Annotated in this window: 13 protein-coding genes; 5 read left to right on the top strand and 8 right to left on the bottom strand. The window is 48.8% G+C overall.

The features are described from left to right. Nucleotides 1-96 precede the first annotated feature (96 nt). From P8596_RS03985 to P8596_RS03970, 4 genes are all read right to left on the bottom strand, one after another. Entirely contained in the window at nucleotides 97-987 is an 891-nt protein-coding gene (locus P8596_RS03985; protein WP_279725992.1) for an EamA family transporter, read from the bottom strand. Between the two features lie 179 nt (nucleotides 988-1,166). Further along, nucleotides 1,167-2,270 carry a GerAB/ArcD/ProY family transporter gene (locus P8596_RS03980; RefSeq protein WP_279725991.1) on the bottom strand — a complete coding sequence of 368 codons (1,104 nt, stop codon included), beginning with the start codon at nucleotides 2,268-2,270 and terminating at the stop codon, nucleotides 1,167-1,169. 21 nt (nucleotides 2,271-2,291) lie between these two features. Then, the gene (locus P8596_RS03975; RefSeq protein ID WP_279725990.1) at nucleotides 2,292-3,515 is read right to left on the bottom strand and encodes a Ger(x)C family spore germination protein; all 1,224 of its coding nucleotides are present in this window, start codon (nucleotides 3,513-3,515) and stop codon (nucleotides 2,292-2,294) included. Then, the gene (locus P8596_RS03970) at nucleotides 3,505-5,127 is read right to left on the bottom strand and encodes a spore germination protein (RefSeq protein ID WP_279725989.1); all 1,623 of its coding nucleotides are present in this window, start codon (nucleotides 5,125-5,127) and stop codon (nucleotides 3,505-3,507) included. Before P8596_RS03970 ends, P8596_RS03975 begins: the two co-directional genes overlap by 11 nt. A 158-nt stretch (nucleotides 5,128-5,285) precedes the next feature. Between P8596_RS03970 and P8596_RS03965 the strand changes: the two genes are divergently transcribed. From P8596_RS03965 to P8596_RS03950, 4 genes are all read left to right on the top strand, one after another. Further along, nucleotides 5,286-5,483, top strand: a complete 198-nt coding sequence (locus P8596_RS03965) for a YczF family membrane protein (RefSeq protein ID WP_481900333.1) — start codon at nucleotides 5,286-5,288, stop codon at nucleotides 5,481-5,483. 150 nt (nucleotides 5,484-5,633) lie between these two features. Continuing rightward, on the top strand, nucleotides 5,634-7,850 hold the full coding sequence (gene katG, locus P8596_RS03960; RefSeq protein ID WP_279725987.1) for a catalase/peroxidase HPI: 2,217 nt from the start codon (nucleotides 5,634-5,636) through the stop codon (nucleotides 7,848-7,850). Nucleotides 7,851-7,987: 137 nt separating this feature from the next. Further along, entirely contained in the window at nucleotides 7,988-8,530 is a 543-nt protein-coding gene (locus P8596_RS03955) for a helix-turn-helix domain-containing protein (protein WP_279725984.1), read from the top strand. Further along, nucleotides 8,527-9,303: a phosphatidylserine decarboxylase gene (locus P8596_RS03950; RefSeq protein WP_279725983.1), complete on the top strand. Its 777-nt coding sequence runs from the start codon at nucleotides 8,527-8,529 to the stop codon at nucleotides 9,301-9,303. Before P8596_RS03955 ends, P8596_RS03950 begins: the two co-directional genes overlap by 4 nt. A gap of 321 nt (nucleotides 9,304-9,624) precedes the next feature. On the opposite strand, the gene P8596_RS03945 is transcribed toward P8596_RS03950, so the two are convergent. The 3 genes from P8596_RS03945 to P8596_RS03935 are packed head-to-tail and all read right to left on the bottom strand — an operon-like array spanning nucleotide 9,625 to nucleotide 11,250. After that, nucleotides 9,625-10,101 carry a DMT family transporter gene (locus P8596_RS03945; protein ID WP_224521245.1) on the bottom strand — a complete coding sequence of 159 codons (477 nt, stop codon included), beginning with the start codon at nucleotides 10,099-10,101 and terminating at the stop codon, nucleotides 9,625-9,627. Between the two features lie 12 nt (nucleotides 10,102-10,113). Then, nucleotides 10,114-10,809, bottom strand: coding sequence for a Crp/Fnr family transcriptional regulator (locus P8596_RS03940; RefSeq protein ID WP_224521246.1), 696 nt, complete (start codon nucleotides 10,807-10,809; stop codon nucleotides 10,114-10,116). A gap of 15 nt (nucleotides 10,810-10,824) precedes the next feature. Next, nucleotides 10,825-11,250, bottom strand: a complete 426-nt coding sequence (locus P8596_RS03935) for a DMT family transporter (protein WP_279725982.1) — start codon at nucleotides 11,248-11,250, stop codon at nucleotides 10,825-10,827. A gap of 248 nt (nucleotides 11,251-11,498) precedes the next feature. Here P8596_RS03935 and P8596_RS03930 point away from each other — a divergent pair, with 248 nt between their 5' ends. Then, nucleotides 11,499-12,074, top strand: a complete 576-nt coding sequence (locus tag P8596_RS03930; RefSeq protein ID WP_279725980.1) for a type 1 glutamine amidotransferase family protein — start codon at nucleotides 11,499-11,501, stop codon at nucleotides 12,072-12,074. A 98-nt stretch (nucleotides 12,075-12,172) separates the two neighbouring features. Here P8596_RS03930 and P8596_RS03925 read toward each other — a convergent pair whose 3' ends face one another. Continuing rightward, nucleotides 12,173-13,186 carry a cyanophycinase gene (locus P8596_RS03925; RefSeq protein ID WP_279725978.1) on the bottom strand — a complete coding sequence of 338 codons (1,014 nt, stop codon included), beginning with the start codon at nucleotides 13,184-13,186 and terminating at the stop codon, nucleotides 12,173-12,175. Nucleotides 13,187-13,257 lie beyond the last annotated feature (71 nt).

Here is a 13,257-nt window from a genome sequence, read left to right as displayed (position 1 = left end):
AGTTCAACGAAAAGAATGAAACCCTCCCCATCCATATATGCCAAAGACTATATATAAAGGTCCGTCCCTCACGACCGAGGGACGGACCTTTATATGTTAATCGCCAGAAGCCTGAACTCTATGTTTCTTCTTACTATTCCCGATGACAATCCCACAAAGTATGATTCCGACGCCGATCCATTGCAGTGCACGGACCTCTTCATGAAGCACGAGAAAGGACATGACTACAGCCACCGGAAGTTCCGATGCCGTTAAGATCGTGCCAAGTCCTGGTCCCACTTTGGGCATACCGATCGAGAATAGAAGGGGTGGTAACGCTACACCAAACACGCCAAGTATGACACCATACCCCATCACACCCGTAAATGTAGGAATATCAAATAGGAACACAGGCGGAAAGAGTATACATACCACCAGTAAGCCACCCGTCGAGAGGATGGCACTTTTTAAGACGGGTGGAATATCTTTCCCAACAGAGCTGCTGAGGGACAGAAACGTCGCGAAAGAAATAGCGGCCAGCCCTCCCCACACTGCTCCTTCCACCGTGAATGACACATTCCCTTGCAAGAGGGCACCTGACGCTAATAGGGAGCCAATCAGGAGAATGATGATCGAGACTATTTTTTCTTTAGTTGGTTTCTTCTTATATAGAAACCACTCCATCAACGTACCGATCCAAACAAATTGAAATAAGAAAATAATGGCAAGAGAAGCGTTCAGTGTTTCTAACGCTTGATAATACAATACTCCTGTCAATCCAAGAGGAACTCCAGACACTGTCAATTTAAAAGCTTGATTGAGAGAAATACGTTTCTTCCTAGTGAACAAGACCAGAAGCCATATAAGGATAGTGCCAAATATAAACTGTCCACCCGTCACCTCTGCAAGTGAAAAACCGGCTGAATAAGCCAATTTCACAAAAGTCGATAATATCCCATAACAGCATCCACCCAAAAAGACGAGTAACGCATAATGCCGCGCTTTCATTCTTTAGCCTCCTTCTTTTCAAATAAAAAAGCCACACAATCGATCATTCAATCGATTGTGTGGCGAAAATAGAGCATTCACTCTACAAAAATCCACTTCCGTTAAGGTTTTAGTATGAACTATCTTTTAGTATAAGAAACACACATTTCCAGGTCAAGATGTAATCTGGATATGAGATCTCAATTGCTCTTATGGTTTTTTCTATTTTTCACAAATGCAATCATCAGCAGCACAATCGGAATCACAACAAGAAGCGGAAGGTGCAGCACATACATGACCACTTTCAATCCTTCATGAATATGTTCCTGAAAATTCCTCGCGATTGCCATCGACATAAACAGGACGATCAGCCCCAATGGGTAGGCGAGGCGGGATGGGGATTGTACTTTAAACAAGCTTGATGTCCCGATAACCGCCGCATAAAATAAGATACTGATCTTAAAGAAGATCCCGATCACCAGACCCAGCATGAAAAAGACATCGAGGCGCTCCAGAAAATCAGCGACTTGGATTGACTGGACCGTACTCAGAAGCGGAAATTGTGAGCGGGCTGTCAGATCCACACCGAGGACACTAATATTGATCAGCATCGTGAGAATCAGATTGATTCCGCTTAACCCTGTTGCACAGAACATGGTCAGTTTCGCCTTCTTCGGATTATTCAAATACGGCAGCACCATCGTGAGGACGATGACTTCTGTGAAAGGGAAGTACAAGGTTTGAGTAAACACCACTTTGAGGACCGGTGCAAGTCCTTTTTCAAGGACCGGTTGCAAGTTCCTAAAGTCGATCAGTCCGGACACGACAATCAGGATGAACCCGACGACCGAAAGGAGGAACATGAGCATAAAGAGCAGTTCCCCCGAACGGGCAATGACTTCGATTCCCTTTCGGACCGTGTAAATGATGACCAGCATCAACAGGGCATTGGCGATGAATAACGGCGTTTCCGGATACGCAAACGTTAGGAGCATTTCGCCAAAATCGCGCAGAACCCTTGAAGCATCATACATAAAGAAGAACAGGTACAGGAACGCAAGGACCGTCCCTGCCCCTTTCCCGAGAATCTTCTGCATGTACTCTGTCGGCAGCAAATCGGGATAATACGTATAAAGTTTATGGTACACAAGTAAAAGCACGAAGCTGGCCAACATCCCGATCAGGATGGCAAGCCATGCGTCCTGCTTGGCATCAATGGCAAGAGGGACGAGTAGTGCACTGCCGAGTTCAAACAGGACCATCAAGACAAAGAGCTGGATGGCACTGATTTTTGCTTTCTCCATGTAACCCGTCCCTCCTTCTTCTTATCCTTCTTCCAGGCTTGAAAGAAACGATTTATTCCTGAGACCCGCACGGCGGATATAAGCTTCCACCGTAATGTCCACCTGTAGTTCCGGGAAGTAGACCTCGTTCCACATCGCTTTGAGTTTTTCCCAATTATCGGGTCTTGAACGCCGGATCACTCCGTCAAACCCAAAGATATCGGCATGATTGGTTTGGGCCTGTTGAATAGCTTTCTCTATTTCTCCCTTAATTTCTTTCCGCACCTTTTTCTCCATTTCGGAAATGACTTTTTCATCTGTAATGTCAGCCGGTACATCAATTCCGCCGATTGTCCCTTCCACACTTGTATGGATAGTGATATGTGGTTTACCGTCCTTCATTTTCCCTAAAACGCTTGTTTTTTGCCGGTCGGCTTGATAGGCGACAGCATCATTCTTTCCCTTCCAATCAATGTTAATGTCTGTAGCCTTTACTTTATCCAGGATCCAGACGGTTCCCCTTGCCTTTTTTCCATACGACCAATCCACTAATTTCCCTTTTTTCAAAAGGGCGATCCCACTCGCTTCCAACCTCGATTCAGGCTCACTTTCCTGAATGTTATCCAGCCGGCTCGCATGCTTCGGGTCCCCTATCAACCGAAATCCCGATACGACGGTTGCCCCATCGGATGATTGCAAGCCTTTCATCACATCCTGGATCGACGTTTTCAACGTCTGCCCCCATTTCTGCTCTGAAAATTCCAATGTCTTCAACACTTTGTTGGCCGGGATTTTATCCACGGGGGTCAATGCCCGCAAGAGATCTTCCGCTGTGGAATGATTGGCGATGACCATGGTGGTTGTAATCCGAAATTCATGGTCGCGGTCGATGGCGTCAATGATGGTCGCAACGCCTTCCTCCCTTGCAAGCTCTTCTCCGACGACGACCAGATTGGTGTGGGCATAATACAGTCTTCTCGAAATTTTACTGGAAGCGCGCCTGCTTGCTTCAACCAGGTTATCCCCGGTTGACTTATAAATGGTAACAGGCGGGCTTTGGGATCCGACTCCGCCTCCGCGCATGCCTCCTGCCACGTTACCGGGATTGATGATTTGCAGGGTCATGGCATATTTGCCTTCCTCAGTTTTATCCACCCCCATGGCCGCCACGATGGCAAGATCGGTTAACTCCTTCTTGCTCCAACAGCCATTCAGGAAAAAGGGAATGATTATAATCAGGAAGCACAGCGTCATTTTACGAACCATTACTGTCACCTTCCTCTACGCCTCGGTTTACCATCCCACGGGAGGAAGGCGTCTTGGGACCCTGCCCAGCCCCTTCCCGGATCGTGTTGGCGCTGATCAGCCGCGGCCTCTGCCTTAAGCTCCACCATGGTAACCGTACAAACGTATCTTTATTGTTCACCGGAATGAACGGGGCAAATGGCGCCATATAAGGTACACCAAAGGAACGCAGACCGCATAAATGAACGACCATGAGCAGGAAGATTAAGATGATTCCATAGAATCCGAAGGTCGCTGCCCCGATCATGAAGAGAAACCGAATCAGGCGGGCAGAAATCGCCATATCAAAAGAAGGGGTAGCAAAGCTTGCAATGGCGGTCATCGATACGACAATGACCATCGCCGGCGATACGATGCTTGCTTGAACCGCTGCCTGTCCAATGACGAGGGCGCCGACAATCGAAACGGCAGATCCAATGGCTTTCGGTAGGCGGATCCCTGCTTCCCTCAGGATTTCAAATGTGATTTCCATGAGGAGGGCTTCCACGAACGCCGGAAATGGAACCGATTCCCTTTGGGCTGCAATGGCGACGATGAGCATCGTCGGCACCATTTCCTGATGAAAGGTGGTGACCGCAACAAAGGTCGCAGGCGCAATCAGGGAAATCGTAAACATCAAGATCCTCAGTAGGCGGATCGACGTCGCAATGTCAAAGCGTGCGTAGTAATCTTCTGCCGACTGAAAGAACTGGATGAACAACGCAGGAGCAACCAGGACAAACGGCGTTCCATCTACAAAAATGGCAATCCGTCCTTCAAACAGATTCCCTGCCACCACATCCGGTCGTTCCGTGTTGAAGATCGTTGGAAATGGGGTCATCGTCTGATCTTCAATCAGCTGTTCGATATAGCCTGATTCCAGAATGCTGTCGATATCGATCTTGTTGATACGCCTGCGGACTTCTTCCACCACTTGATCATTAGCGATGCCGTGTATGTACATAAGCGTCACATCTGTTTTTGTTACCCGTCCCACCTTAAAGGATTCCATCCACAAATCAGGCGTCTTAATGATTCGGCGGACCATGGCGGTGTTTGTATCAATCGATTCAATAAAGCCTCCCTTTGGACCGCGAACCACGACTTGAGTCGTCGATTCTGAAATGGAGCGGGTTTCGCCCCCTTTCGTGCAGGCACTCATAGCCTTCCCTATGCCATCCACCAGAACAATGGTGTCACCTGCCATGAGCGATGCAAACAAGCTTTCCCAAGTATCAATGGAAGACACATTCCCCACGGTCATCATATCTTCCGTAATCAGTTCCAACGCATCGTTCTCATTCAGTTCTTCTTTATGTTCATCCTTCATCATGGACTGAAGCAGGAACTCCTGAATCGACTGGTTATTGACAATTCCTTCTATATAGACAACAGCCGTTTCAATTTCCGAATCCTTCCCCATTTTCAGTCGGCGGATGATTACGTCCGGACTGTTTCCTGTTTTCTTTCGAATTACGTCCAGATTGTCTTGTAAAGAAACGAGTATATGGTCTCCAGATGATTTCGAAGAATTACTATCAGTATCATTCTTTCGCCTCTTTTTTGATTTACGATCCTTAAAGAAAGAAGGCATAGATTGCAGCACCCTTCTCTTATTTTTTATTACTTTATCCATAAGAGGGGGATTTATGTAATTTTTAACAAGGTGTGGCAGTATGAACCTGGCTGTCAGGGAGGAACCTAAGTCGAGGAGTGTGATTCAGAGTGAAAATCTTTGGTATAACTTTTTTGATGCTGGGATCTATGATCACTTTTTCCCTTGGTCTAGACCTTTATCAGGGATACACGATGAGGGAAGCATGGCACAATGCCGTAAGTCCCTTTCGGGTGATGGAAGTGGCGGAATTATTCGTGCTTTACTTTCTTCTATTCCTTTTGTTAGTGAACATGGGAATCCAATATTACAAAAAAGGAAAGGCGAGTAATTGAGAATTTCTGATTGTTAACATTCTCCAAGCTTCAGGCTTTCCATACAGATTCTAATCTTCTATAATAATAATTAAGAATTATTATAATTATCACACTATTTGTGTGGTAGTTTGCTTTGCCCCATATTTTAAAACAGGAAGGTGAATCGTAATGGAAAAAGAGAATCGCCCTGATCAAAAGGATCACTCCGCCGCATCCGGAGAGTGTCCGTTCACTCATCACAAGGATAGTGCCATCACGACGACGACAGCTCCTGGAGGAACGACGAACAAAGAATGGTGGCCGAACATGCTGAACCTCAGCATTCTTCGCCAGCATGACCGGAAGTCCAATCCTATGGGGGAAGACTTCAATTATAAAGAAGAATTCGCAAAGCTTGACTATGATGCATTGAAGCAGGATCTCCACAATCTCATGACAGACAGCCAGGATTGGTGGCCCGCCGACTACGGTCACTACGGTCCCTTCTTCATCCGTATGTCTTGGCATGCAGCAGGTACATACCGCGAAACGGACGGTCGCGGAGGCGGTTCATCAGGTTCACAGCGTTTTGCTCCATTGAACAGCTGGCCAGATAACGTCAACCTCGATAAAGCCCGTCGCCTTCTTTGGCCAATCAAGCAAAAGTACGGCAACATGATTTCATGGGCGGACCTCCTCGTCCTGACAGGGAACGTCGCCCTTGAATCCATGGGCTTGAAGACTTTCGGATTCGGTGCCGGTCGCGAAGACATCTGGCATCCTGAAGAAGATGTGTATTGGGGAAATGAGAAAGAGTGGCTCGCCGACAACCGTTACTCAGGCGATCGTGAACTTGAGAATCCTCTCGCTGCCGTCCAAATGGGTCTCATCTACGTGAACCCGGAAGGACCGAACGGCGAACCCGATCCACTGGGAAGTGCCCGGGATATCCGTGACACATTCGGACGCATGGGGATGAACGACTACGAAACCGTTGCTCTTGTCGCAGGCGGTCACACATTCGGAAAGGCCCATGGAGCCGGTGACGCCGAGCTTGTAGGCGACGATCCGGAAGCCGCAGACATCGAGAACCAAGGACTCGGCTGGATCAGCTCATACGGCAGTGGAAAAGCCCGCGACACGATTTCAAGCGGTGTCGACGGTGCCTGGACGACGAATCCGACGAAATGGGATAACGGCTACTTCGACCTTCTCTTCGGCTACGAGTGGGAGAAAACGAAGAGTGCAGCCGGCGCTTCCCAATGGACACCGGTCGGCATGACCGAAGAACATATGGCACCGGATGCCGAAGATCCATCCATCAAAGTGAAGACAATGATGACGACGGCGGATATGGCCCTTCGCATGGATCCGGATTACGAAAAGATTTCCCGTCACTTCTATGAAAATCCGGAAGAATTCGCTGACGCCTTCTCCCGTGCCTGGTTCAAGCTTCTTCACCGCGACATGGGACCGAAAGCACGCTACTGGGGTCCAGAGGTTCCGGACGAAGAGTTGATCTGGCAGGATCCGGTTCCGGCCGCGGACTACGATCTTTCCGACAGTGAAGTCGCTTCGCTGAAAGAACAGATCCTCGACACCGGCTTAACCGTAAGCGAGCTCGTGAAAACCGCCTGGGCATCCGCCAGCACCTACCGCGGTTCCGACATGCGCGGCGGCGCGAACGGCGCCCGTATCCGTCTCGCTCCTCAGAAGGACTGGGAAGTGAACGAGCCGGCTCAGCTCGAGAAGGTGCTAGGTGTCTACCAAGATCTTCAAAGCAAGCTTGATAAAAAAGTCAGCCTTGCCGACCTGATTGTTCTTGGCGGGAACGCGGGCGTCGAAAAAGCAGCACGTGAAGCAGGCTTCGATGTGACCGTCCCATTCTCACCTGGACGCGGCGACGCAACGGCTGAACAGACCGATGCTGAGAACTTCGGCGTATTGGAGCCTGTATCGGACGGATTCCGCAACTACCAGAAGCAGGAATACGCCGTCAGCCCGGAAGAAATGCTTGTGGATAAATCACAGCTTCTTGGACTGACCGCCCCTGAAATGACCGTCCTCATCGGCGGCATGCGTTCATTAGGCGCCAACCATGGCGATTCAAAACACGGCGTCTTCACGGACCGCGTCGGTGCTTTGACGAACGACTTCTTCGTCAACCTCCTGGACATGGGCATCGAATGGAAACCGGCGGGCTTCAATCAGTATGAAGGCCGTGACCGTAAGACCGGTGAAGTCGTGAGAACAGCTACGCGCTTTGACCTGGTATTCGGTTCGAATTCCGTGCTCCGTGCCTTGGCAGAAGTGTATGCGCAGAATGATAATCAAGAAAAATTCGTCCGTGACTTTGTTGCCGCATGGGTAAAAGTGATGGATGCAGACCGGTTTGATTTAAGATAATGTGTAGTGGGCCTCTTCCTTGATGGGAGGGGCTTTTTTTGCACAGTACCCTTTCATCCCTCCCACAATTCCATTGACAAATCCCCCTCCCTCCATTATTATCAATATCGATAACAATCACAAAAGGATGTAATCGAATGACCCAAATAGATACCGACCTATTCCTCCACCCTGTTCGCATGCGGATCATCCAGCACCTTTCAAAGGGGACCGCGACGGTACATGAGCTGAAAGTATGGATGGCAGATGTCCCACAGGCCACCCTTTACCGCCATTTGAATCGACTGACAAAGAATAAGATCATTCATATCGTCGATGAGCGCAAAATCCGGGGTGCGGTCGAGAAAACCTATGCCATGCAGGTGGACAGCCCCTATAGGACCGTTGAAGAATTGGAGCAGCTGTCAGGCGAAGAACATCTTAAACTGTTCATGACCTTCCTTTCCTCCGTGACCGGACAGGCCAGGAGCTATCTTCTGAACGACCCGGATCTTGCCCGGAATTCCTTCGGATATAACCAGCTGGACCTTTATGTGACACCCGACGAGCTCAAGGAATTGACTGATGGCATGAATGAGCTTCTGAGTAAATTCAAATCAAACAGACCGACGGATGAAAACGAAAAGATTTCCCTCATCCAAATGCTTATCCCAGAACCTAAAGGACGTGACCACACATGATCAGGACAAAATTTTACCGAAAAATATTTGAATTGAACGGCCATCCCATCATCGCCAAAGGATTACGCTCATTCGCCGAATCCAAGATGAGCAAACCGTTCATCGCTTCTTTTGCCAAAGTCTATAAGTTGAACATGGAGGAAGCCACGCGGGAACTCCGGGAGTACGGTACCCTTCATGACATCTTTACAAGGGAGCTGAAGCCCGATGCGCGACCGGTCTCAGGTTCTGAGGGTGCATTCGTCAGCCCATGCGACGCCTATTTATCCGTCGTCGACGACTTGACTATGGAAAGCACATTTACGGTCAAGGGACAGGATTATACCGTGGAAGAACTGCTCGGATCTCCGGCCAAGGCAGAGGCATATGCCGGCGGAAAGGTTCTTATCTTTTACCTGAGCCCCACCGATTACCATCGGGTTCACGTGCCGATCGATGCGCGGGTTGAGGAAGTCTACACACTCGGGAGACACGCTGATCCCGTGAACGAGCTCGGACTGACGCACGGTGTCCGTCCCCTCACACGTAATTACCGCCTTGTTTCCCGCTTTGATGTGGATGGATCGCCTCTTGCCCACGTCATGGTCGGGGCGCTGAACGTGAACTCAATCGTCCGAACGAATATGGCTGATGTTGTTCATCGGGGAGATCCCTATGGATACTTCTCATTCGGCTCGACGGTCGTTCTTTGTGTGCCGAAAGGAAAGTTCAGCTTCACCCGGGAAAAAGGACCGGTGAAGATGGGGGAAGAAATCGGGAAGTGGCATTCTTGAAAAGGGTGCCTCACTTATGCGTGGGGAGTTCTGGTTCCGCACCAGATTTGATAGATAACCGGAAAATTTCCGCTTATATGGGAATGAATCCTTAATAATGTTGAAATAGACGGAAAGATTCCGCCTATTTGCTCAAAAAATACAAATATAGCTATTTTTTCAAGGTGTAAGCGGAATATTTCCGCTTATTCACCTCCAAAACAGCTTCCATCCTAAAGGTAACCGGAATATCTCCGCTTATTTTACCTTGGTTCTTCTAACCATCATTAAAAAACGCCTGCTCCCCACAAGGGACAGGCGTTTTTCCTATGTGACCGGGCATCACGCCCCGATACTCTCCCGTACTTCTTCCTCTTGTTTCTCGGTCCGCTTCTCCAACTTATAAACAAGCACTCCACCGATCAACAACGCGATCCCGAGGAGCTTTTCCCACGACAATGAGGACGGTTCAAACCCGAACCAGCCTCCCGTGTTGACGATGAACGCGATCGTGATCTGCGAAATAAGGGCGATTGAGATGGCATACGCGGGGCCGATGAGTGTGACCCCCCTCATGAGGAAGAACACGATGCCGACACCGAACACCCCGCTGAAAAGAAATACAGGGTTGACGCCGCTAAAATCAAACAGACTCTTATCTTCCATACTATAAAAAACCGGCAGAGAACAAACGAGGCCGAGTCCCAACACCAGGCTCGTTGTGGCCCATGGTCCCGTCTTTTCACTGACACGTGCGTTGAATACGTTTTGCAGGCTGATTAATATACCTGCGATGATGGCTAATCCGATTCCAAACATATAAGACCCTCCTTATTCATAGATGTTTCCTTTTGCAAGAGTGCTGAGTTTATCCAGATCCTTAATGGTGATGGAGCCGTTGACCCGCTCGATGAGGTCATCCGTCGCCATCTTCTTCAGCACCCGGTTCAAATGACGGTAGCTCGTGCCGATCCACTCGGCGAGCTCCATCAGGTTCGACGTATGCATTTCCTGATGGAACATGGTCCCTTCCCCCGCTTCCGAAATCGACAGCAAGTAGCTTGCGAGGCGCACTTCGACGGGGTACAGCATATGCATGCTCGTGATATGGGATTCCGTGTAGAACTTGTGGGCCACCGTATCAAACAGAAATCGCATGATGGCGGGATTCTCCTTCTCAAGTCTTGCCAAATCCTCGAAACACACCGACAGGAACACCCCGTCAGTGACGGCTTCCACCGAATTAAGGACCGCCGTCCCTTTCGAATATTCCACATCCCCGATCAAGGCAAGGGGACGCTTGAACCGGTTGATCAGGAGCTTCCCTTCCGGTGTATGGGTGAAGATCTTGATTTTCCCCTCCAAGAGGAAATACAGTTCGTCGAGCTCTTCCCCTGTGGAAAAAAGGACATCCCCTTTTTCAAACGAATACATCTTGATCTTTTTTCTGAAACCGGCCGGAAACAAATCGTCCAGCTCGAATTGATTAATATATTGGTCTGGTTGAGCATCTTGGATTTCTTTCATCGTCATACTCCTTTTTTACAATTGAAACAGGATGACTCCTGCCAGCATCATCGTGAGTCCGACTGCCTGCCTCTTCGTCACAGGGATCTTCTTTTCCCCGAACCAGCCGCGTGATTCAATGAGGAAGGCCGTTCCGATCTGGGCGACAAGCAGGATGGCAATCGCCGCTGCGGGACCTATCGTGTGAATCGCCGTCAGTTCTGAGAATACCACGATTACCCCGAACGTGCCTCCGATCAAGTATAAGAACGGGACCTGCCTGAAACTCTTCCCTTTTCCATCTCTGACATTCAGATAAATCGTCATGGAAATGATAAACGCCACCAGGTGGACCATCGAAGTCGTATGCCACCCGCCGATCGCGTCACTCATCCGTGCATTGAAAATTCCCTGCATCGTAATGCAAAGACCTCCAAACAGAGCAAATAAAGCACCTTTCATCGTTCATCCTCCTATTCTTTGTTCTATTAAATAGGAGGTTGGAATTTTGTGAAAGGACATATGTCCTAAGGGTGTGCAGATGGGGGAACGGGTATGCGTTTTCATGTGGATTTCCTGGCGTCGGATCATTTATCGGCGAAATGTTGATTTTATAGACGAAATTCCCTTTTATCAGCGATTTCAAATTCACCACCCAATCCCATCTATCAGCCAACCATATGGTAAAATGTAACAAGGAGGAGATGCATATGAAAACAGTGTTGGTGTTTCTAACAGACGGCTTTGCCGATTGGGAGGCAAGTTACGTCGCAGCGGAGTTGAATAAATCGTGGACGGGCTACAAGGTTCAAACCGTTGCCATTGATAAGGAGCCTAAGATTTCTATGGGTGGATTGAAGGTTCTTCCCGACTACAGCATGGATGACGTTCTTCCAGACTTCCATATGCTGATTATGCCCGGCGGAACCACGTGGCGCGAAGAGAAGAATCAGAAGATCCAGAAGCTTGTGAAGGAATGTTTCGGTAAAAACATCTCCGTCGCGGCCATTTGCGACGCCACGACTTTCCTTGGCATGCACGGATTCCTCGATTGCCATAAGCATACAGGAAATTCCCTTTCTTATCTAAAAGAAGGCGCACCGGAGTATCGCGGCGAGGAACACTACATCACCACACCATCCGTACGAAATAACGGACTGGTCACGGCAAATGGAACGGCTGCACTTGAATTCGCCAGAAACATTTTATTGGAATTGAATGTAGGGGACGAGAAGGGCATACAGAATTGGTATGAACATTTTAAAAAGGGTTCTGTTCCAAGCTAAATAGAAAAGAGCCAGGGGGACAGTTACCTTGGCCCCTTCTCATTCTGCACAAAAATTGAGGGACAGAACCCTATAGGTCCGTCCCTCCCTTCTTCTATCTAGTTCCCATAAACCGACCCGGTGGATGAATTCAACACGCCATTGACTGCATCTAATACATAGGAAAAACCGGTGTGATTCGTCCAATTGGTCATATCGATCGTATCTCCGTTATTCAGCTTGATGACGTCAATGTCGCTGGTAGAAAGAGGTGATACTTGGCTCGGCTGTGAAGAAGCTTTTGCCAGATAGACTGATTGATTCGTCCCTCCTGGCTGTACGGCGACCCTGGCTGACCCATCCGCTTCAATCAACAGAGCCGTCTGCTCGTTTACTGCAATTCCCTTCGCTTCAGTGGTCCATCCGTCCATCAGATTCCGTGATAAGAACCCAACCAGGCGTCCCATCCGGTCCCGCTGCTCGAAGTGACTATCCGTGATGGTGTGATCCAAGTAGCGATTCTTGAGGAAGTTCCTTGAAAACGTCATATAACGATTGTAAGGATCGGCCAACGCCTCGTCCGAGTAGACGGTCCCATTGGCAGCGTCATACACAAATTCTCCCTGAATCGCAAGTCCTGCTGAAGTCCCTCCGATAGGGATCCCTTTCTGAATCCTCGAATTAAGTGCATCCTCCAATGGAGTCCCTTCAATATAGTCCACATATAGAAACTGATCTCCACCTGCAAAGAATACCGCTTCTGCATTCTTCACTTTATTTAGCACGAAGCTATCATAGGAGGCGTTCCGGTTTTTCAACAGGATGGTTTCCACTGAATCCAGAGAGGACTGGTTGTCGGCGGCTAAATCGTATAAGTATTGATTATATCCGTCACTGCCTGATGTTCGAAGTACAACGAAGTCTCCTCCATTCGCTTTCTCTGCCATCCATCTCATCGCCTCATCCACGTCTGTCGATCCGCCCATTAAATTCACACCGTACGTCGTCTGAGTCGTGACATCTGCTTCACTTCCATAAGGGTAGTACGTATAGCTGCTTCTTGCAGCACCTGCGGTCACCACAGTGCTTCCCCATAAAACCATCACCAACCATCCCGCGATCCATTTCTTCAAATGTTCGTCCTCCTTTTTATAAAATCACCTACCTTACTTGCAAGTTCCATGCCAATTTCGAAAACCCCTAT

The organism is Rossellomorea sp. DA94, assembly GCF_029834455.1.
Taxonomy (GTDB): domain Bacteria; phylum Bacillota; class Bacilli; order Bacillales; family Bacillaceae_B; genus Rossellomorea; species Rossellomorea vietnamensis.
This window is presented reverse-complemented; position numbering and strand designations above follow the sequence as displayed.